21 protein-coding genes and 1 riboswitch are annotated in these 22,071 nt (G+C 40.8%); of the genes, 20 read left to right on the top strand and 1 reads right to left on the bottom strand.

The annotated features are described in order from the left end of the window. Positions 1 to 75: 75 nt before the first annotated feature. Entirely contained in the window at positions 76 to 930 is an 855-nt protein-coding gene (locus BLV55_RS12400; RefSeq protein WP_093314915.1) for an apurinic/apyrimidinic endonuclease family protein, read from the bottom strand. A gap of 405 nt (positions 931 to 1,335) precedes the next feature. Between BLV55_RS12400 and BLV55_RS12395 the strand changes: the two genes are divergently transcribed. The 20 genes from BLV55_RS12395 to lysA all read left to right on the top strand — a co-directional run bounded on the left by BLV55_RS12395 (position 1,336) and on the right by lysA (position 22,041). Further along, positions 1,336 to 1,896, top strand: coding sequence for an anthranilate synthase component II (locus tag BLV55_RS12395; protein WP_093315005.1), 561 nt, complete (start codon positions 1,336 to 1,338; stop codon positions 1,894 to 1,896). Between the two features lie 27 nt (positions 1,897 to 1,923). Continuing rightward, a complete protein-coding gene (gene pabB, locus BLV55_RS12390; protein WP_093314913.1) occupies positions 1,924 to 3,294 on the top strand; it encodes an aminodeoxychorismate synthase component I in 1,371 nt (456 codons plus the stop codon). A gap of 184 nt (positions 3,295 to 3,478) precedes the next feature. Continuing rightward, positions 3,479 to 4,294, top strand: coding sequence for an aminotransferase class IV (locus tag BLV55_RS12385; protein WP_093314911.1), 816 nt, complete (start codon positions 3,479 to 3,481; stop codon positions 4,292 to 4,294). Between the two features lie 43 nt (positions 4,295 to 4,337). Further along, the gene (locus tag BLV55_RS12380; protein WP_093314909.1) at positions 4,338 to 5,081 is read left to right on the top strand and encodes a hypothetical protein; all 744 of its coding nucleotides are present in this window, start codon (positions 4,338 to 4,340) and stop codon (positions 5,079 to 5,081) included. A 161-nt stretch (positions 5,082 to 5,242) separates the two neighbouring features. Continuing rightward, positions 5,243 to 5,809: a GTP cyclohydrolase I FolE gene (folE, locus tag BLV55_RS12375; protein ID WP_093314907.1), complete on the top strand. Its 567-nt coding sequence runs from the start codon at positions 5,243 to 5,245 to the stop codon at positions 5,807 to 5,809. Positions 5,810 to 5,965: 156 nt separating this feature from the next. Then, the gene (folP, locus tag BLV55_RS12370; RefSeq protein WP_242870126.1) at positions 5,966 to 6,739 is read left to right on the top strand and encodes a dihydropteroate synthase; all 774 of its coding nucleotides are present in this window, start codon (positions 5,966 to 5,968) and stop codon (positions 6,737 to 6,739) included. Beyond that, positions 6,732 to 7,097, top strand: coding sequence for a dihydroneopterin aldolase (folB, locus tag BLV55_RS12365; RefSeq protein ID WP_093314903.1), 366 nt, complete (start codon positions 6,732 to 6,734; stop codon positions 7,095 to 7,097). Before folP ends, folB begins: the two co-directional genes overlap by 8 nt. After that, positions 7,090 to 7,578, top strand: a complete 489-nt coding sequence (folK, locus tag BLV55_RS12360) for a 2-amino-4-hydroxy-6-hydroxymethyldihydropteridine diphosphokinase (RefSeq protein WP_093314901.1) — start codon at positions 7,090 to 7,092, stop codon at positions 7,576 to 7,578. The genes folB and folK overlap by 8 nt, the downstream gene beginning before the upstream one ends. A gap of 62 nt (positions 7,579 to 7,640) precedes the next feature. Further along, positions 7,641 to 7,742, top strand: a riboswitch (TPP riboswitch). 144 nt (positions 7,743 to 7,886) lie between these two features. Next, positions 7,887 to 9,200, top strand: coding sequence for a phosphomethylpyrimidine synthase ThiC (thiC, locus tag BLV55_RS12355; protein ID WP_093315003.1), 1,314 nt, complete (start codon positions 7,887 to 7,889; stop codon positions 9,198 to 9,200). 98 nt (positions 9,201 to 9,298) lie between these two features. Beyond that, positions 9,299 to 9,910 carry a superoxide dismutase gene (locus BLV55_RS12350; protein ID WP_093314899.1) on the top strand — a complete coding sequence of 204 codons (612 nt, stop codon included), beginning with the start codon at positions 9,299 to 9,301 and terminating at the stop codon, positions 9,908 to 9,910. Between the two features lie 146 nt (positions 9,911 to 10,056). Beyond that, positions 10,057 to 10,185 (top strand): hypothetical protein, encoded by a 129-nt coding sequence (locus tag BLV55_RS14880; protein WP_278280044.1) that lies wholly within the window; start codon positions 10,057 to 10,059, stop codon positions 10,183 to 10,185. A gap of 441 nt (positions 10,186 to 10,626) precedes the next feature. Further along, the gene (locus tag BLV55_RS12340) at positions 10,627 to 11,292 is read left to right on the top strand and encodes a bifunctional 2-keto-4-hydroxyglutarate aldolase/2-keto-3-deoxy-6-phosphogluconate aldolase (protein WP_093314897.1); all 666 of its coding nucleotides are present in this window, start codon (positions 10,627 to 10,629) and stop codon (positions 11,290 to 11,292) included. 2 nt (positions 11,293 to 11,294) lie between these two features. After that, positions 11,295 to 12,317: a sugar kinase gene (locus BLV55_RS12335; protein ID WP_093314895.1), complete on the top strand. Its 1,023-nt coding sequence runs from the start codon at positions 11,295 to 11,297 to the stop codon at positions 12,315 to 12,317. 170 nt (positions 12,318 to 12,487) lie between these two features. Continuing rightward, positions 12,488 to 12,955 carry a tripartite tricarboxylate transporter TctB family protein gene (locus BLV55_RS12330; RefSeq protein WP_093314893.1) on the top strand — a complete coding sequence of 156 codons (468 nt, stop codon included), beginning with the start codon at positions 12,488 to 12,490 and terminating at the stop codon, positions 12,953 to 12,955. 45 nt (positions 12,956 to 13,000) lie between these two features. Then, a complete protein-coding gene (locus tag BLV55_RS12325) occupies positions 13,001 to 13,972 on the top strand; it encodes a tripartite tricarboxylate transporter substrate binding protein (protein ID WP_093314891.1) in 972 nt (323 codons plus the stop codon). A 120-nt stretch (positions 13,973 to 14,092) separates the two neighbouring features. Beyond that, complete coding sequence (locus BLV55_RS12320) at positions 14,093 to 15,580, top strand: tripartite tricarboxylate transporter permease (protein WP_093314889.1); 1,488 nt, start codon at positions 14,093 to 14,095, stop codon at positions 15,578 to 15,580. 13 nt (positions 15,581 to 15,593) lie between these two features. After that, positions 15,594 to 17,312, top strand: coding sequence for a dihydroxy-acid dehydratase (gene ilvD, locus BLV55_RS12315; RefSeq protein ID WP_093314888.1), 1,719 nt, complete (start codon positions 15,594 to 15,596; stop codon positions 17,310 to 17,312). Between the two features lie 301 nt (positions 17,313 to 17,613). Next, on the top strand, positions 17,614 to 18,384 hold the full coding sequence (locus BLV55_RS12310; RefSeq protein ID WP_093314886.1) for an IclR family transcriptional regulator: 771 nt from the start codon (positions 17,614 to 17,616) through the stop codon (positions 18,382 to 18,384). Positions 18,385 to 18,438: 54 nt separating this feature from the next. After that, entirely contained in the window at positions 18,439 to 20,325 is a 1,887-nt protein-coding gene (locus BLV55_RS12305) for a sigma 54-interacting transcriptional regulator (RefSeq protein WP_207646078.1), read from the top strand. 417 nt (positions 20,326 to 20,742) lie between these two features. Further along, entirely contained in the window at positions 20,743 to 22,041 is a 1,299-nt protein-coding gene (gene lysA / locus BLV55_RS12300; protein ID WP_093314882.1) for a diaminopimelate decarboxylase, read from the top strand. Positions 22,042 to 22,071: the final 30 nt, after the last annotated feature.

Below are 22,071 nucleotides of genomic sequence, written 5' to 3'. Positions count from 1 at the left end.
CCTTTATGAACAAATAGAAGGAGCGTTTATCAGAAGTAAATCAATAAGCATAATCAATAAAACTAATCAATAAAATTAATTAATCGCTTGCTGTCGAAGATACTCCTGCTTATGCAAAAGGTCCTTTTGAAGCATATGCTCATAATTGTTGCATCGGCAGGCCAGGAGTTCATGAATAACAGGCACTTCTGGTTGGGCATGTTTCAAGTATTTTATCTGCTCCTTAAGATCAAGCTCACTGGACCAAAGCGGTAAATGGTCCTTTTTTGTATCCTCAAAATTCCCAAACCCATGAAGATGGCCAATCAGCACTTTATCAAGAAAGAAACGGTCCGGTAACAGAGAAGTCTCTCCATTGCGGGCATCATGTACCATATCCCAACAAATACCAAAACGAGGAGTATCGAAGTCATAGACCAGAGAGACCAAATCCTTTCGTTTACTTCCCCATTGTTCCGAAGATCGATGAAGCGTTTCTATTGCTAAAGCAAAGGGCATACGAAATTGTTCAAAAAGGTTCAAGGCAAAGTCGCAAAAATATCGGGTAGCCTCCCGGGCATGAAATGCGTGATCAGAGCGATGGGCTGCTCCGTGGAAGGTAATAATAGGATGATAGTCTACCGAACTGCTTTCATGCAACTGAAGAAGTTGATAAAAAAAAGCTTCGTAATGCTTCTTGATGGCATCATCTTCAAACCATCGTTCAATAGCGAATTCATTTCCAGGGATAAAATTGGGTACATGGTAATGAAAAACCATACGGTGAGCCGAAAAAGATTTCAAAAAATCCTGATATAATGCAAAAGGCAGTAGGGTTTTATGGACAGAAACTTCAAAACCGTGGATATCAGAAGTAATCATCCATTCCTTAAAAGCTTCGTGAGAAAGAGTTTGGAAGATTTTTTCCTCAAGGGTAATAAAATCAAACATAGGAGCAGGACCGCCTTTCAAAAGTTTTTTAGGTGGGACTAACCATCGGACAAAAGATAGAAACATTGATAAGTTGACGCTAAGCAATGTCAAAAGGTATAATCGTGGCATTGAGCCGGTGGAAATAATCCAAAATGGCTAGGAATCAGATCCTATTCAATGATACAATAATGAATGCAAAGATGCTACTCTGAAAACAACAAGAACCAAACAACAAGCAACAGAAAAACAAAAAAAGCAATAGAAACAATAAGGAACAGAAAGATAATAAAGGCTAGAAATACAATAAGGATTAGAAATACAATAAAAAAGAGAAATGAAATAATAGGAATAGAAATAGGAAGAAACAGGCAAAGCAGAAATAGACAAGAAGAAACACATGACAAGAAGCGGGGAGGAGATCATTTGATTTTAATGATAGACAATTACGATTCCTTCGTATACAACCTGGTGCAATATTTAATGCAACTGGGAAAGGAAGTTCGTGTTGTTCGAAATGATGACATTACGATTGAAGAAATAAAAGGGATGAACCCAGAAGTTATTGTCATTTCACCAGGTCCTTGCACTCCCGACGAGGCAGGAATCAGCAAAGCCATTGTGGAAGAGTTAAAAGGCAAATACCTGATTTTGGGAATTTGTCTGGGGCATCAGACCATCGGACAGGTTTTTGGTGGCAAGGTGATTCAGGCTTTAGAGCCGATCCATGGCAAAGTGTATCCTGTAACCCATGACGGAAAAGGTGTGTTTAAGGGGTTGAAAAACCCTCTTAATGTCACACGATACCATTCGTTGATTGTAGAAAAAGAAAGCCTGCCCGAAGACCTGGTGGTTACCGCCAGTACGGAAGATGGCCAAATTATGGGGTTAAGGCACAAAAAATATCGACTGGAAAGCGTTCAGTTTCATCCAGAAGCAATCCTTACGGAACAGGGATTGGAATTACTAGATAATTTTATCCGATGACAACGTCAAGAACAGGTAGGTGAAAAAATGATAGTAAGAGAAATCGAAACCACGTTGGATAGCTTCCAGCTCTTCGCCGCCTTTAAGGAAGAAGCCTATCCATACTTCTTAGACAGCGGAATGAACAAAGGCGGATTAGGGAAATACTCTTTTATTGGAAGTAACCCCTTTAGAATTTTTAAGGCTAAAAACGAAACATTAATGTGGATTGAAAAAGACCAATGCAAAGAAGGCTTGGGAAACCCCTTTGAAGCATTAAAAGAACTGTACCACCAATATCATCAACCCTATAAAAGTTTTTTACCCTTTATCGGAGGCATGGTAGGGTTTTTTGGATATGATTTATGCCACCATATTGAAAAATTCCATCGTACTACGCTGGACGATGTGAAGATACCGGATCTTTACTTAGGCTTTTATGATGGCGGTCTGGTCATCGATCATGAAGAAAACAAAGTATATATAACTGATGCCGGCGTTCGTGAAGGAGGGGAAGAAAGGGTTGAATGGCTGCAGGAAACTATTCATGCCTTTGAAAAAAAACCTAAACCAATAGAAACAAGCTATCATCCGGAGCCAGCAACCTTTGAACAAAACCTTACAAAAGAGCAGTATCAAAAAGCCATTCAGGATGTCAAAGCCTATATCCGAGCAGGTGATATTTACCAAGCTAATATGACCCGCCGGTTTCAGACTAAGCTCCGAGATCACCCGATAGAACTGTATAAAAAACTACGGGACATTAATCCGGCTCCTTTTGCCAGTTATATCGATTTTGGAGAAGGTCATATTCTTTCTTCCTCGCCGGAACGCTTTATCAGCCTGCGGGACGGAATCATCGAAACTAGGCCCATCAAAGGAACCTGCCCGAGAGGAAAAACCGAAGAGGAAGATCAAGCCAACTACGAAGCCTTATCCCGGTCTGAAAAAGATCGTTCCGAACTACTTATGATTGTTGATTTGGAAAGGAATGATCTCAGTAAAATTGCGAAGGTAGGGACGGTAAAAGTACCAGAGCTTTTTGTCATCGAAAAATACGCCACCGTATTTCATCTGGTAGCTACCGTTAGAGCCGAACTGGAAGAAAGAACCGATCCTATCGACTGTCTAAAGGCAACGTTTCCCGGCGGTTCCATTACCGGAGCACCCAAAATCAGAGCCATGGAAATCATTGATGAATTAGAACCGACACAACGCAACCTGTACACAGGCTCTATTGGCTATATCGGGTTTAACGGAGACATGGATCTAAACATTGTGATTCGAACCATTGTATGCAAAGACAACAAGGCCTATTTCCAAGTTGGTGGCGGTATTGTGTGGGATTCAGATCCAGAAGGGGAATACCAGGAATCTATGGACAAGGCCAAAGCCTTAATGGAAGCCTTACGCCACTAGAAAGCCAGGAGGCCCATAGGCGATAACTACAACCTATAACCTACAGGCTGAAACCCATCACCTGGAGCTTACAGATGCTCAACCAAAGAGACAGATCGATCATGGAAGGAATATACCAATACGACCTATCTCTAAATAGCCATAAACCGTCAAACTCCTATATACCGTAGAGAAAGGAATTTTTATGTTTGTCTATAACTCTAAACTATTGCTGGAAGAAACCCTGACCTTATCGCCTCATTCTTCTTCTTTAGGCTACGGTCTATCTCTCTTTGAAACCATTAAACTTAACAAGGGAAAACCCGAGTTTTTATCGGCTCATTTAGAGCGGATTAACCATTCCCTAACCGTTTTTGGTTCAGAGAAAAAACTAACGATCACCACGGTGCAAAAAGATATTCAAAAGCTCCTAAACGCGGCAAAAGTAGAAGAGGGTGCTATTAAGCTGATGGTAATAGATTTAGGCGAAGGAGACCATGTACTACTGACCTATCGTCCACAAAAATACAAGTCGGCCCTCTACCATCAAGGATTTTCTCTGGGCTTTTCAGAAGCCGTGAACGACGAAAAAAATCAATTCACCTACCACAAAACGGCTAATTACGGCAGTAAAATGATAGAATTTCGGGGTGGAAAAGAGAAAGGTTATGATGACGTCTTATTCCTCAACACCAAAGGATGGATCACCGAAGGTGCTGTTACCAATATTTTTTTCCTCAAAGACGACAGCGTTTATACGCCTTCGCTGGAATCTGGATTGCTCCCAGGAATTATGAGACAGATGGTAAAAGAAGTGTTGCTAAACATGGGAAAAAAAGTAGTAGAGACTCCCATTGAAAAAAATTTTTACCGTCATTGTCAATCCGCATGGGTGACAAACTCTTTAATGGGTGCTATGCCGGTAAGGCGGATTGAAGAAATGGATTATACGGTAACAGAAAACCATCTTACCACAGCGATTAATGCACAACTGACGGACTTAATTCAAAGCAGGGTATAAGCAGGATTTTGCGGTATCCGTCACTGGGTAAAGGTGATCCTCATTGGATAAATATGGAAAGGTAGGTTTGAGAATGCATACCGTCGTGAAAGAAGTAGTCGAAAACCTTATTCGCTTACATCCTGAGAGTCTGGTGGGAGCCATCGGAAAAAAATCCTATGAAGCTTTTGAAAAAAATAGCCACCCTTTAGGAGATGTGGATCTGCTGGTCATAGATGAACACTACCAGATTTTCGAAAGAGAAGTGGTTCAGTATGAAAATCTGGAACTGGACATTTCCTATATCTCGGAAGACCTGCTTCATCAAGAGGTTGCGGCCGGTTCTGTGATCTGGACAGACGTTGTGAAACGGTTTGAAAAAATATATGAAGGAAAGGACAATACTTTTCTTCGAATCCTTGCATTACAGCAGGCAGGAAGGGAAAATAAACCGGAATTAACAGCGGAAGAAATTAATTTTATTCGCTTTGATCTAAAGCACAACCTCCAATATTTATCTCAGCAAAAACATGACCAGCCACAAAGCTATTACCTAAAAAACAGCTATTTAGCCGCATTGATCGAAGCCTACTTTCAATTAACAGAACCAGTAATTCCCAAACGAAAAAAACAATTAAGCATATTAAAAGAGAAAGAACCAGCACTCTACAAAATGATAGAAGATTTTTATGAAAAAGATTCAAAACAGTCATACGAAATACTTGAGAAAATGACAGACCATGTACTTCGTCATGTGGGAGGTCCATTGCTAACCTTTGAAAAAGGTGTGTATCCCATTGATCGGTAAAGAAATACAGGGAAAAATGGTGAGGATAAGCAAGAGAAAAGGTGAATATACGAAGGTAGGATCTATAAAGTATAAAAACATAGGATCAATAAACCATAAAACATAAACAGCATCGGTTAAGAGTAAGAGGGCAAGATGAATCCGTGGAAGGGGATATAAGGATGGATAAAAAACGAATCGAAAATGCGGTAAGAGAAATTCTACATGCTATTGGCGAAGATCCAGATCGAGAAGGGCTATTAGGAACACCGGATCGAATTGCACGAATGTACGAAGAAATATTTTCAGGAATGAATGAAGACCCCCAAAAACATTTGGAGGTGTTTTTTCAAGAAGAAAAACATGAAGAACTGGTCATTGTAAAAGACATTGCATTCTACTCCGTTTGCGAACATCACTTAGTACCCTTTTTTGGAGTGGCTCACGTAGGCTACATTCCTAAAAACGGAAAACTGACCGGCTTAAGCAAACTGGCAAGAGTAGTAGATACCATCGCCAAAAGACCACAATTACAAGAACGGTTAACCTCAACCATTGCGGATACGATTCAGGAAAAATTGGAACCTTACGGAGTGATTGTCGTCGTAGAAGCGGAACATATGTGCATGACCATGCGAGGAATTAAAAAGCCAGGCTCTAAAACCGTTTCCTCCGCCGTAAGAGGGATCTTCAAACATGACGCAAAATCTAGAGCAGAAGCAATTACATTGATTGAATTTGGCCGATAAACAGAGGGGAAAAAGGAGGTTGTGAGAGACGGTATGACAAAGAGGACAACAAAGCAAGAGAAAACAGAAACAATCCATAAGTCAAAGCCACAGAAACCCCTCGATCCACTGGAACTGAGAGGGTATTCGCTGCCTCTTGGGAAGCGGACATTGATTATGGGAATCTTAAATGTCACACCCGATTCCTTTTCTGATGGCGGACAGTTTACAGAAGTGGAAAAAGCCTTGTTCCATGGAAAAAAAATGGTAGAAGAAGGTGCGGATATCATTGATATAGGGGGAGAGTCTACCAGACCAGGTGCCATAAAAGTGGAAGAGGAAGAAGAACTTAAACGGGTCATGCCCATGGTAAAAGCGTTGGTAGAAGCCTTAGAAGTTCCCATCTCTGTCGATACCTACAAGGCACCAGTGGCAAAGGCAGCCTTAGAAGCCGGCGTTCATATGATCAATGATGTATGGGGCCTTCAGCGGGATAAGGAAATGGCATCGGTGGTAGCTTCCTTTGGCGTTCCGGTATGCATCATGCACAATCAGGAAGGCACGGAATATAAAGAAGACATTCTTTCCAGTATTAAAAAGTTTTTTGAAAAGTCCCTTACCATGGCTCGAGAAGCAGGTATCGACGACAAAAACATTCTGCTGGATCCGGGCATAGGCTTTGGAAAAACACCAGAACAAAACATTTATGTCATGGGTAGGTTGCAGGAACTTCAGGAATTTGGTTATCCAGTGCTGTTGGGAACGTCCAGAAAATCCATGATAGGAAAAATACTGGACCTGGCACCGGAGCAAAGAATGGAAGGTACGCTAGCTACCAATGTGATTGGCGTTTATCAAGGAGTAGAAATCATTAGAGTTCATGATATTAAAGAAAACCTGAGAGGAATAAAGGTGGCGGATGCCATCCTAAGAGGAGTCGAACATGGATAAAATCATTATGCACCATCTATCATTTTATGGATATCATGGCGTCCTGGAAGAGGAAAAAAGGCTGGGACAAAAATTTATCCTAGACATAGAACTATGGGCAGACCTTGCACTGGCCGGCACTACAGATCATGTAGACAATACCGTTAGTTATGCAGATGTTTATGAGGATGTAAAAGAACTGGCAGAAAATCAACGGTTTCATTTGATTGAAGCCCTGGCAGAACATATCAGTCACCGTATTTTGGAGAAATATGGAAAGATCAAAAAAGTCATGGTGCGGGTAAAAAAACCAGAAGCACCCGTAAAAGGCATTTTTGACTATTTTGGTGTGGAGATTGAGAGAAGCCGAGATGAATAGAACCTATCTAAGTTTAGGGAGTAATATAGGAGATCGGAGAGGACATCTAAGAGATGCTTGTCAGATGATTCAACAACATCCCCAAACAATTGCCTGCCAGAAATCATCCCTTTACGAAACCGATCCAGTAGGCTATCTGGATCAGGATACATTTCTTAACATGGCCGTGGAGCTGGACACCACCTTAGAAGCCTATGGATTGCTGGCTTTCTGCCATGAAATCGAAGCAACACTTAAAAGAAAGCGAGTGATTCGGTGGGGCCCACGAAGCATCGATGTGGATATCTTGTTATTTAATGATCAGAAAAGTAGTGAAAAGGAGTTAATACTTCCCCATCCTCGCATGAAAGAACGGGGATTCGTCATCCTTCCTCTGTACGAACTAAATCCATTACTTATGATTGATGGAGAACCTATCGAAACCCTGTATCATCATTTAAAGACAGAAGGCATTCGAAAACTGGATCAGGGAATAGACTAAGCCCCCTCCTTTTTGAAAGAGGAACATGCAAAAAAGAGGAAAAAAACAAAGAAAATCAAATAGCATCATAGCAGGGGAGCCGAAAGGCTGAGAAATGAAAATATTCGTTGACCCTCGCACCTGACGTGGATAATCCCACCGTAGGAAGCTATGTAATGATAACGAAAGTATCCATCGATGATATTGATCGTTTTTTCAACACAAGCTTCCTCCGTTATGGGGAAGTTTTTTTTATTGAAAAAATGAATACCAAGAGAACAGTAAAAACAACAGCAACAATGAAAAACAATATAAGAGGAGTGAAAAAAATGAATTACAGTACACAAATGGACGCAGCGAAAAAAGGTATTGTGACAAAAGAAATGGAAGTGGTGGCTAAAAAAGAGGGGATTCATGTGGAAGAATTGAAAAAAAGAGTCGCCGAAGGGACGGTAGTGATTCCGGCTAACAAACATCACCACAGCTTGGATCCAGAAGGCATTGGCTTAGGCATGCGAACAAAAATAAATGTCAATCTGGGGATTTCAAAAGATTGCTATGACATAGAAGCAGAAATGGTCAAAGTAAAAAAAGCTCTTGAAATGAAAACAGAAGCCATTATGGATTTGAGCTCTTTTGGAAAAACAGAAGCATTTCGACAAAGATTGGTAGAAATCTCCCCCGCCCTGGTAGGCACCGTGCCCATTTATGATGCTGTAGGGTTTTATGACAAAGAACTGCAAGCTATTACGGCAGACGAATTTCTTCGTGTGGTTGAAAAACATGGGGAAGACGGTGCGGATTTTGTAACAGTTCACGCGGGTATCAACAGAGAAGCTGTTGACGTGTTTAAGCGCAATAAAAGACTGACGAATATTGTTTCGCGGGGTGGTTCTCTACTGTACGGATGGATGGAATTAACCGGCAACGAAAATCCTTTTTATGAGCATTATGATCGACTGCTGGATATTTGCGAAAAACATGACATAACCTTAAGCCTAGGAGATGCCTGCAGACCGGGAAGTATCCATGATGCTACGGATGCATCGCAAGTCAAAGAACTGATGGTACTGGGAGAGTTAACACTTCGAGCCTGGGAACGAAATGTTCAAGTCATTATTGAAGGACCAGGCCATATGGCAATGAACGAAATAGAAGCAAATGTTTTATTAGAGAAAAAGCTATGCCATGGAGCTCCTTTTTATGTACTGGGTCCCATCGTTACCGATATAGCGCCAGGATACGACCATATCACCAGCGCTATTGGCGGTGCTATGGCAGCTGGCAGCGGTGCGGATTTCTTATGCTATGTGACACCGGCAGAACATTTAAGGCTTCCCAGTCTGGATGATATGAAAGAAGGGATCATTGCCGCTAAAATTGCCGCCCATGCAGGTGATATTGCGAAACAGATTCCTGGCTCCAGCGAAATCGATCATAAAATGAGCAAAGCAAGGCAAGAGCTGGATTGGAAAAAAATGTTTGAGTTAGCTATTGAACCAGAAAAACCAAAAGAATATCGTGAAACATCGATGCCAGCCCATGAAGATAGCTGTACCATGTGTGGCAAAATGTGCTCTATGCGCAATATGAACAAGATAATGGAAGGGAAAAACATCAACATTCTTCGGGAAGATGAGTAAGAAAACAAAAAGAAAATTAAATGATAATGATTATCGTTATGAGAGGTGGGTATATAATGAATAAGCTTAATTAGAGACGAAAGAAGGAGGTAACAACAATGAAACACACTTTACCAAATCTGCAATACCCATATGATGCTTTGGAGCCCCATATCGATAAAGAAACCATGGAAATTCATCACACGAAGCATCATCAAGCCTATGTGACTAAATTGAACCAAGCTCTTGAAAATCAAGATGCTTTTGAGGAAAAAGAATTGGAAGCATTAATGACATCACTGGAAGAATTGCCCCAAGAAGTATACTGGGCGGTAAGAAACAATGGCGGCGGTCATTACAACCATCGTTTATTCTGGAAAATCCTGTCACCTCAAGGTGGAGGAAAACCAACAGGAAAATTATTAGAAGCCATTGAGAAAACCTTTGGTAGCTTTGAAGCTTTTCAGGAAAGCTTTAATAACGCAGCAACCACTCGTTTTGGTAGCGGTTGGGCTTGGTTGATTCTTAACAAAAACCAAGAACTGGAGGTAACCTCTACCCCCAACCAAGATAACCCCTTAATGGACGGGAATAAAATACTGTTAGGTCTTGATGTGTGGGAACATGCCTATTACCTTAAATATCAAAACAAAAGACCAGACTATATTCATGCATGGTGGAATGTGGTGAATTGGGATTATGTTAGCCAGCGGTATGAGAGCTTTCAGTAACAAGAAGCTTGTAGAAGAACCTATCCAAAGCGGGTAGGTTCTTTTTATAGATTTGCCGATGCAAAGCGTCTTTATTTATGGCGTTGAATCACATACCAGGAAGACCGTGAGTTGACGGTCTTTTTTTATTGGATCGAATTTGTGCCATGAAAAACGGAGAAATCGCTACCTTTGGAACCGTGGAAGAGGTAATGAAGCCAACCCTGCTGACTGATATTTTTGAAACAAAAATCGATATTATGAAGGGACCATGTGGTCCAGTGGCCGTTTACTAGACTACCTCTTTCGGGTAGGTCGATCGGAAGTGAATTTACTTCAGCTATACCATAAGAAATGCTGGTTTCCAATCAAGGAAACCAGCATTTTTTATGGTATAGGAAATAGCATGAGTGCCCTTTAGGGTGTTTGAACTTAATTCTTCATTCTCAATTCTCAATGACAGTAGGCGCCAAACATTTTAGTCTAACTGGATAATATATGATTAGCTTATGATGGAGTTGAAATGTTACTAAAAGCTAAAGATTCAGTTGGAAAGTTACAATAGAATCTGATTGAAAACCTTCTAAATACTTATATCGAGATGGATGCACTCTAGAATGATCACAGAATCATCACAAAATACAAGAAAAAGTATTGAATTAACAGATAATATCATATATAATGAAAAAATGAAACCGAGGTTCACTATATGAAACAAAAGAGAGGTGGTGATAGGTGTGATCCCTAAAGTAGATACCTTATCCCGAATCTGTGAAGTAGGAATAGTGGCAGTGGTACGAGCAAAAAACAGTCAATCAGCGGAAAAAATTGCCCGTGCATGCATAGATGGTGGCATTTCAGCTATTGAAATCACTTTTACAGTGCCGGGAGCCGAGAAAGCTATCAATGAGTTGAAGCAGAAATTCAGCCCCAAAGAGTTAATCATTGGTGCAGGAACTGTCCTTGACAGTGAAACAGCACGGATTGCCATTCTTGCCGGAGCTGAGTATGTCGTAAGTCCTGGTTTTGATCTGGCAACAGCAAAACTATGCAATCGTTATCAAATTCCGTATATGCCCGGTTGTATGACATTGACAGAGATGATCCAAGCGGTGGAGGCTGGTGCAGATGTCATAAAAGTTTTTCCTGGAAGTGCTTTTGGCCCGGACTATATTAAGGCAATTAAAGGGCCTTTGCCTCAAGTGCCTCTGATGCCAACAGGTGGCGTTAGCCTGGAAAATGTGGATGAATGGATTCGTAATGGATGTGTAGCTGTGGGTGTTGGCAGTGAGTTAACAGGTGGTGCCAAATCCGGTGACTATGAAAAAATAACTCAGACAGCCCTTCGGTTTACAGAAAAAATTAAAGAAGCAAGAAATGAAAAAGTGGATGGAGGAGAGTAAGGATGAAAAAAGTAGTGACATTAGGTGAAATCATGCTTCGTCTTTCAACACATGGATTTCAGAGATTTGTTCAGTCTGAAAACGTTGATGTTTGTTATGGCGGCGGCGAGGCAAACGTTTGCGTATCCTTAGCCAATTACGGATTAGAAGCTCGTTTCGTAACAAAGGTACCTAAACATGAAATTGGTCAAAGTGCTGTTAATGCATTGCGTCGTTTTGGTGTCGATACTAATTTTATTGCTCGTGGTGGTGAGCGACTAGGCATCTATTTTCTAGAGAGTGGCGCTTCTCAACGTGCTTCCAAAGTAATCTATGACCGTGCTCACTCGGCTATTGCAGAAGCCGATCCATCCGATTTTGATTGGCAACAGATTTTTAAAGGAGTAGATTGGTTTCACTTTACTGGCATTACGCCAGCTCTTGGAAGCAAAGCTACGGATATTACCATGGAAGCTTGTCAAAAAGCCAAGGAAATGGGCGTGACCGTATCTGTGGACTTGAACTATCGCAAAAAACTCTGGACACCTGAAGAAGCGGAGAATGTGATGTCCCAGTTAATGAAATATGTGGATGTATGCATTGGCAATGAAGAGGATGCCGAGAAGGTTTTTGGTATCAAAGCCGGCGGAACAGATGTGGAGTCGGGTCAGATTGATCACGCAGCATATGAAAAAGTTGCCAACCAGTTGATCGAAAGATTTGGTTTCAAATATGTGGCTTCTACATTGAGAGAAAGCTACTCCGCATCAGATAACGGCTGGTCTGCAATGCTATGTGATGGAAACAAATCATACCTGTCACGCAAATATGATGTACGGATTGTAGACCGGGTCGGCGGAGGAGACTCTTTTGCTGGCGGATTGATCTACGGATTGCTGACGGAGAAACCATTACAAGAGGCGTTAGAGTTTGCTGTGGCCGCTTCCGCAATGAAGCATACAGTGCCTGGAGATTTTAATCTGGTGAATCTTGACGAAGTGGAAACACTAGTAAAAGGTGACGGTTCAGGAAGAGTACAACGTTAAAAGCTTTGAATATGCCAGGTAATGTTTTATACTTTAAATGATGCTTAAGCATTTGCGAATGAAACCGTCGATTTTATATGAAAATTGCCAAGGGCATACAGAGTTTACTCGAACGATAAAGAATATAAAGCAAATGGAAGCTTGAAATAAAGAGGGAAGGAGGATGAAGAATGATTACAAATATACTTTTAGGCGTAGCAGGGGTAGTTTTTTCGATGATAGCATATACGCAATTAGAGAGTTTACCTGCACAGTCAGCTATGTTTCCAAGAATGACTATTATAGGAATGGGCGCTGCGGGATTATTATTAATAATAGATACTTTGTGGAAATATCGAAAAGGGAGCTTTAAGAGTGAAACTACCCTTACAAAAGAAACGCTAATTTTTCAAATTCTAATTCCGGCAGCAATGCTCTTTGTGACATATTTCATGCTTAGAGCAGTAGGATTTTATATATCATCCTTCTTTTTAGTAGTTGTAGTGTTTCTTTATCAAACGTACCGGGCTGGTGGTGTCTATCCTCGAAGAAGACAAATAGTAAAAAGTCTGGGGGTGGGTGGTCTTATTACAGGTACAATGTACGTGATTTTTACGTTGTTACTAAGGCTTCCTGTACCAAATGGAAGTTTGTTTTGATATACCTTAGTATGAAAAAATAAAAAATGTAAGGAGGAAATGCAGATGAAAAAGAAAGTAGTTTTACTGATGGTGATAGCCCTTGTAGTATCTTTATTTACGATAGGGTGTAATGAAAATGGAGGAGATGAAGGTGCTTATCCGAGTGGCAACATAGAGATCATTGTTCCTTATAGCGCTGGTGGTGGAGGCGATACGGTTGCAAGGATTTTAGCTGATGCTTTAGGCAGTGAGCTGGATATTCAAGTGAATGTTATTAACCGTGAAGGTGCAGGAGGAGAACTGGGAATTGCTGAAATTGCAGCAAGTGATGCAGATGGATATACCTTGGGTGTGTTTGGGTACCCTGACAACTTTGTGTTAGAGAACACAAGAGACACGGATTTTAGTTTTGATGATTTAGAATACCTGGCAGCCTTTGATGATATGCCTATGGGGATTTTTGCAGGTCCAGGTAGTGAGTTTAATACCATTGAAGATGTGATTGCCTATGGGGAAGATAATCCAGGGACTATTACTATTGGTGAATCAGGGGCATTGGGGCTTCTGCATGTATTGGCCTTCTCGGAGCACCTGGGAATCGAAACCACTCCTGTTAATTTTGAGGGTGGAGGAGAATTAATGAATGCAATTCTTGGAGCTCATGTTGACCTGGCATCTACTTCCTCTATGAGTCATGATCCCATTAAGGATGGTGGTGGACACCCCATTGGTTTTGCAGCAGCAGAGAGAATGGACATGTTTCCAGATGTACCAACCTTTAAGGAGTTAGGTTATAATCTTGAAATGGGAGTATCTAGAGTGCTAGTAGTTCCGACAGGGGTTCCGGAAGAGGTGAAGCTAGTATTAACAGAAGCTTTGGATACCATCGGAAATGATCCTGAATTAAAAGAACGATTTGAAAACGCAGCACTTCCTTACAGATATTTAGATTATGATTCCGTGAACGAAGTACTTCAACGATCGAATCAAACCTTATTACCTGTTATTGAGAGCAATCAGCAACGTTTTGAATAAAAGATCAAACCATTGAACTGAATTTAATGGAAGGTAGTGTGTGGGGAGAGAGATCTTCTTTCCCCTTTTTTTCTTAAAGGAGTAAGGCGTCGGTACTTTATTTTATGGAGGAGGCTTTATATGGATTCGCTACAGATTTTACTAGGAATCCTATCACCCAGCGTTTTATTGGTGATTTTTGTAGGTGTACTCATTGGCATTATAGTGGGTGCAATACCAGGTCTAAATGGTGCAATTGGAATATCTTTGCTCCTTCCAATTACATTTACCTTAGAGCCGCAAATTGGTCTTTTGCTCCTGGGAGGAATCTACATGGGCGGAATGTATGGTGGGTCGATTACGGCCATACTTCTCAATGTTCCTGGAGATGTGGTTGCTGCACCGGCAGCGATGGAAGGGTACCCCTTAACAAAACAGGGCCGCTCGAAGGAAGCCCTTTATTACTCCATTTTTTCAAGTATGTTCGGGGGGGTTATAGGAGTTTTGATTTTAATCTTCTTTACACCACCTCTTGCACGGTTTGCACTGCAATTTGGCCCCGCTGAAATGTTTTTTATTGCGCTGAGCGGACTAGTTGTTATAGGTGCTCTTGGCGGGAATATTTATAAATCTCTTTTCGCCGTTTTTTTTGGGTTGTTTATCAGTACCATTGGTGTTGATGCCATTACAGCATCTCAGCGGTTCACCATGGGTAATATAAATTTGCGCTCCGGAATTTCCGTTGTTCCTGTGGTATTAGGGTTATTTTGTCTAGCTGAGATGTTTTTAAATATAGGGAAAAAATCCAATGAAGTGGTTACCTATAAAGAGCAGGATATAAAGAGAATAACGGTCATTAAAGATATAGTAAGGCATAAAATGCTTGTCATCAAAGGATCTTTGATCGGAACCTTCGTTGGTCTTTTACCTGGTGTTGGAACGACTTTGGCGGTTTTTTTATCTTATGGAGAAGCAAAACGGGTATCCCAAAAACCTGAAGAATTTGAAAATGGAAACGTAGAGGGGATTATTGCTGCAGAATCCGCGAACAATGCTACCGTGGGAAGTACAATGGTACCCTTGTTGGCTCTGGGTGTTCCCGGAAGTCCTACGACAGCCATTATAGCAGGAGCACTTATTATTCACGGAATCATCCTAGGACCAAGTTTGTTTGTCCAGCGTCCAGATGTGGCATATACATTTATTTTCGGTATGATGATGACAGTGGTTGCGATGACGATTATTGGCGCTTTTGGAATCAAATATTTTGCCTATATACTAAAAATTAAAATGGAATACATTGTACCAACGGTCTTAGTGTTCACTCTTTTCGGTGCATATAGCCTTCGAAATAATGTGTTTGATGTTTTAATCGCACTCGTTCTTGGGGTGATAGGAGCAATTTTCAAAAAAACAGGGGTTCCTTTGGCTCCGATTATTATTGGAGTGGTTCTTGGAGGATTGATTGAGACAAATCTGGTGCGATCCATGACGATTGCTGAAGCGAGGCAAATCTCATTAATTCAGTACATGTTGACTAACCCATTAGCAATTGGTTTGTTGGCATTGGTTTGTGTGATTTTTTATGTTGTTATTAAAATGCGAGTTAAAACGAAATCAGTATCATAAGGAGAAGAGGCTAATGCTAAAGAGTCAGGAAATGAGAGAAAAAGCACCAGAAATGGATTCTCTCCGAATGGGTATGGGTTGGTCGAAAGAAGAATTGGAAAAACCGCAGATTATCATTGAGAGCACTTACGGTCAAAGTCATCCAGGAAGTGTTCATTTAGATCAACTGGTTGAGGAAGCTTACCAAGGCATCTGTGAAAAGGGTGGAAAACCAGCCAGGTATTTTGCTACGGATATTTGTGACGGCCAAGCCCAAGGACATGATGGAATGAATTATTCGCTGGCATCGAGAGAGTATATTACTAATTTGATCGAAATTCATATGGGAGCAACTCCTTTTGATGCGGGTGTCTTTATTGCAAGCTGTGATAAAGGGATGCCTGCTCACCTTCAGGCTATTGCACGAATGAAAATTCCTTCTATTGTCTTAACTGGTGGAGTAATGGAAGCAGGTCCCGGAATGCTAACTCTGGAGCAGATTGGAACCTATAGTGCAAAATATCAACGCAAGGAAATTACCCAAGAAGAATTTACTCACTTTAAGCATAATGCTTGCCCCTCCTGTGGAGCCTGTTCTTTTATGGGAACGGCAGGAACGATGCAGGTAATGGCAGAAGCATTGGGCATGGCACTGCCAGGGACGGCGTTTATGCCAGCTACATCGAAGGATTTGAAAAAACATGCTCGGACAGTGGGGAAACAAACCCTTGCCCTTATTGATGCTAACCTTACAGCGGATAAAATTTTGACAGAAAAAGCTTTTGAAAATGCAATCATGGTTCATGCTGCAGTAGCGGGATCATCCAATACGTTACTCCATCTTCCAGCTATCGCCCGAGAACTAGATTTGAGCCTTAAACCGGAAACATTCGATGAGATTCATCGTAAAATCCCGTATATCCTTAATGTGCGTCCTAGTGGAGAGTTTCCTGGTGAATATTTCTGGTATGCAGGAGGCGTTCCTGGTGTTATGGAAGAAATTAAAGAATTTCTTCATTTAGATGTGATAACGGTTACGGGAAAATCTCTTGGCGAAAACTTAGAAGAACTGAAAAATGGTCACTATTATGAAGGATGTTATCAACTACTGGAAGAAAAAGGCTTTGAGAAAGAAGATATTATTAAAACTAAGATCAATCCTATTAGAAAAGAAGGAGCCATCGGTATTCTAAAAGGAAATCTGGCGCCAGAAGGAGCTGTGGTTAAGCATTCTGCGATTCCAGAGGAAATGATGGAAGCAACCTTAGTGGCACGTCCTTTTGACAGCGAGGAAGAAGCTATTGAAGCTGTTTTATCAAAGAAAATAAAGCCAGGAGACGGAGTTTGTATACGTTATGAAGGACCAAAAGGTTCTGGAATGCCTGAAATGTTCTACACGACGGAGGCCATAGCTTCCGATCCTGAATTAGCGGCTACAACCGCATTGATAACAGACGGAAGATTTTCTGGTGCCACAAGAGGACCGGCTATAGGCCATGTTTCTCCGGAAGCTTGTGAAGGAGGCCCCATAGCTCTTGTAGAAGAAGGGGATCTTATTGAGGTGAATATTCCCAAAAGACAATTGAATATTATTGGAATTAAAGAAAGGCTTTTAGAGAAAGAAGAAATAGAGAAAATTATTCAGGAACGAAAAACACGTTGGATTAAACCAAGGCCCAAATACACGAAAGGTGCGTTGGGTGTCTATACAAAATTAGCTGTTTCCCCTATGAAAGGTGGATATATGGAATAAAGATATGTCGTTTCAGTACCTACCTTCTAAAATGTGCCCTCTTTTTTTTTTTTTAACATAAAACCCCTTGTCTCTTGTTTAGGATAAGGGGCTTTACATTAGTATTTTGTTGCATCATATCTCTCTGGAAAAGGTACTATGCTAAACCGTATTGATCTTGATAAAGGATACTAATGCCTGGAACGAATGATTGAGATTGACAAAAAGTGCTAAACTGCCGTAAAATTCAAGTATAAGGGTTTCTTTACACATACTTAACGCATATACTACAAATGTCTTATTCAATGGAGGAGTGCTCAATATGAAAGACTCAATCAATACGGTTCAATCGGTAGATAGAACCATCGCAATCATGGAACTACTGTCGACTCATCAGGATGGTTTGGGATTAACCGAAGTCAGTCAGTTGATCGGTCTTCATAAAAGCACCGTTCATCGCTTACTATTGACGCTGATCCATCATGGATACGTCAGTCAAAGTCAGCATAATCAGCGTTATCATTTAAGCATTAAAATGTTTGAAATTGGAAGCCGTATCATCGATCGTATGGAACTATTAAAAGTGGCAAGACCTTATATTGAAGCGATTCGAGATGTTACTAACGAAGTAGTTCATTTGGTCATTCCAGACGGTACGGACATGGTTTATATTGACAAGGTGGAGTCGAACAATAATATCCGCATGCATTCACGCATTGGCGCACGCAGCCCGCTGTACAGTACTTCAGCAGGAAAGGCAATGATGGCGTACTGGCCGGAGCCAAAAGTGCGGGAAATATGGGAGGCCAGTGAGATTATTCAACGCACCCCTAATACCGTAGTCGTTTATGATGAATTGTTAAAGGTGCTGGAGAAGGTTCGGGAAGCTGGATATGCTTTAGATGAAGAAGAAAATGAGTTCGGAATTCGATGTATCGGGGCTCCCGTTTTTAACTATCGTAATGATGTGATCGGAGCCGTTAGTATATCCGGTCCTACTATTCGTGTCACCTGCGAAGTGATCGATGCCTTTAAAGAACATTTATTGAAATATACCCGTTTGATTTCAAATGAAATGGGATATCGAAATTGAAGAATCTTTCTAATGAAAATCCCCGCCAATAACCTTTGATGCGGGGATTTAACGATGAAACACAAAGAGGGTGAAAACATGTTGGAAAAATACGGTTTTATGAAACAGTTTGTCGATATGATGTCGGAAGGATTTATCTTTATTGATGACCAAGGAATCATTCAATTCTACAATAAAAAAGCCAAAGAGATTTTTGGGTTAACAGAAGATGATGGTATTGGGCATCCGGCAGGTCAGCTCGAAAAGGGAGATATTGTTATCCTGGGAATTACCGGCGTTCGAAAAGACGACGGCGGCATGGAGCGGGAAGATTTCGAAAAAATTGGGATAAAGAATGACCAGATTGACCCAAAAGTTGCTCTCCTAGGAATGGGAAGCTATGATGATACTTCGGAAGGAATATGCAAAATTCAAAAGGGGAACTATGATCATTTAGAATTGAAACAGAAGTTTCTTGGCCATTGGATCGAAATCAAAATCGACCAGGTGAAAAAAGTCGTCTGGATCCGAGTGGATGAAAAAAGCTTTCCATTACCGTTTAAAAAAGACATTGCCCACATGGTATGCCTTTGCAAAAAAACAGGAAAAGTGAAATTTTATCAAACCAGAGGCTATACAGCAAAGGGAGAAAGCGTGAAAGAACTACTGATGAAAACTCCCTACAGAGCCAAACGAGTAGGAAGCGGTTTTGATGTTGTTGGAAAGAGCATTTTTGATATCCATCAGGATGATAATCAGATGATAAAAAGCTTTGTCCACGTAGCAAAAGGTGGCAGTGAGCGTTATATTGATCAACTGACGGAAATCAACGGATACACCACCCTATGCACCATAAACCCCTTAAATGATCAGACTGGAAGAGTAGGAGCCGTGCTGAAAGTGGAAGACGTTTCAGAAGTAAAGCAAATCATGGGGGAACGGGATGAAGCCTTATCAAAATTAACCCAGGCACAGAAACAATTACAACAAGAACAGGGAATAGAAGGATTCAAAAATATACATGGAAGCAGTGATGCCATCACCCATGTGAAAAAATTGGCATATAAAGCTTCCCAGTCTGCTTCGACGGTTTTAATGACAGGAGAAAGCGGCACAGGTAAAACCATTCTGGCAAAAGAAATTCATGATGCCGGGATCTATGCAGCGGAACCTTTTGTACAGGTGAATTGCGGCGGTATTCCCGAATCATTAATAGAAAGTGAATTGTTTGGATATGAGGAAGGAGCCTTTACCGGTGCTAAGAAACAAGGAAAACAGGGAATGTTTACTTTGGCAAAAGCTGGAACTGTATTTTTAGATGAGATTGGCGAACTTCCACTGATGTTACAGTCAAAGCTACTGGAAGTCCTGCAAAGCAAAAGCTTTTATCCTGTTGGCGGCAACAAGAAAATCCATTTTTCTGGAAGGGTGATCGTGGCAACCAATCGAAACCTGGAAAATGAAATCAGCAAGGGAAAGTTCAGAGAAGATCTTTTTTACCGTATTAACGTATTTCCCATCGATATTCCGCCTCTAAGAGAAAGAAAAGAAGATATTTATGCCATTGTAAACCATCTTTTACCTAAATTAAGAAAAAGAGTGGGATGCGAGGCTGAAACCATATCGCCGGAAGCAATGAGGAAAATGATAGCCTATGACTGGCCGGGGAATGTAAGAGAACTAGAGAATACGCTGGAACATTCCTTGCATTTTATGGATGGAAAAACCCTATTTTCCAAACACTTAATGATGGAGACCAAAAGAACCTCAAATACCAGAATTTTTGATCCGACAAAATCGAATGCTATCGATTTCAACTTGAAAAAAGCTGTCCAGGAGGCGGAAAAAACAGCCATTCAACAGGCTTTGAAAATAACGAATAACCAACATAAAGAAGCCTGGGAGTTATTAGGAATCAAAAAAACCGCTTTTTACGATAAATTGAAAAAATATAACCTCTAACAAAAGCGCTACTAAAACGCTAAAAAAATGCTACTAAATAGCTGACAAGACCGTTAAGAAACACTTCCATCCATTTGTCTATAGAACTTCCGATTTTTCATAGAACCTCAAAGATACCACCTATATTTTGAAGAAAATCATTTAGGAGTTCGCATAAACGGAATTAAGTTCGAAAAAACGAACCATAGACGAAGCTTTTACAATAAAAGCTCACAGTGAAAACAGCCTTTGGTGCGTTCGTGAAAACGAACGAAACGAGGGCTGTTTATATTCTTAAGGATTTGATGAACCTTCGGAGCCTTCTGAACCTCCTGCAAAAAGCCAAAGCAAATAAAAAACCGGCAACCGATGCTAATTGGCATGGTTATTGCTTTTCAAAGAGGTACTAATTGAAGCTAGAAGGAGGAACAAAAGAATATGGGAACAAATTATTGCTTTGCTGGTTATGATACAGTTGAACTGGCGAAAACCTATGGAACACCGCTTTATGTACTTTCAGAAAAAATGATTCGGGAAAAGTGCCGAAACATTCAAGAAAACTTTTTAATGAAATATGATAAATCCTTTGCCGCTTACGCCAGTAAAGCCTTTCTCACCCAAGCCATCTGTAAAATCATAGAAGAAGAAGGATTAGGCCTGGACGTGGTTTCTGGTGGAGAACTCTATACAGCAATTGCAGCTAAATTTCCGATGGAAAGAGTGATTTTTCACGGAAGCAATAAATCTCGAGAAGAGCTGGAAATGGCCGTAAAACATGATGTTGGACGAATTATTGTAGATAATGAGTACGAACTAGAGATGTTGGCGGCTATCGCTGAAAGCATGGATTCTCATGCCAATATTTTGTTTCGCCTATCTCCTGGAATTGAAGGAGACACCCATAAATACATTCAAACAGGTCAAAAGGATTCGAAATTTGGTCTGCCCCTCAACAAGAAAGAGTTGCATAGGATCGTAAAAAAAACCATGGCAAATAGGCGGCTGACATTACTCGGCTTTCATTTTCATTTGGGTTCACAGCTCTTTGAAAACAATATTTACCTGGCAGCCGTTCAAATAGTCATCAATCTTATAAAAGTATTGAAAATCGAACTGGGATATAGCACAGAAGAATTAAATGTAGGCGGTGGATTTGGAATTAAGTATACCGCTGAGGAAGAACAGACCCATGAAATAGGTTTTTACACAGATGAAATTATGAAAGAAGTAAGCCGTCAATTTGAAAAAGAATCATGGAGCCAGCCAAGCATTATCATTGAGCCGGGAAGATGGATCATCGGAGAAGCTGGAATCACTTTATATACCATTGGATCGATCAAAGAGATTGAAGGCATTCGAAAATACGCCAGTGTGGATGGTGGGATGCCTGATAATCCAAGACCAGCACTTTATCAAGCCAGGTATGATGGGGTTATTGCGAATAAATGGCAGGAAAAAACAGATCAAGTCACCACCATTGCAGGAAAATGTTGTGAAAGTGGGGATATCTTAATATGGGATTTACCTACGCCAGAATTGGAAAGTGGCGACGTCCTTGTGATGAAAAATACGGGAGCCTATAATTATTCGATGGCCAGTCATTATAATAAAACCCCAAAAGCAGCGGTGGTGCTTTTGAGTGATGAAGGAAGTTATGTTATTGTAGAGAGGGAAACCTATCAAGATTTAATTCGCATGGAACGCCTTCCCGACTATTTAATAAAGAAGGATGTGTAGCTTCCAGCGGAATTTTCGATAGAGTTTCCG

Origin of the sequence: Tindallia californiensis (genome assembly GCF_900107405.1) — a bacterium.
In the GTDB taxonomy this organism is placed as follows: domain Bacteria; phylum Bacillota; class Clostridia; order Peptostreptococcales; family Tindalliaceae; genus Tindallia; species Tindallia californiensis.
This window is presented reverse-complemented; position numbering and strand designations above follow the sequence as displayed.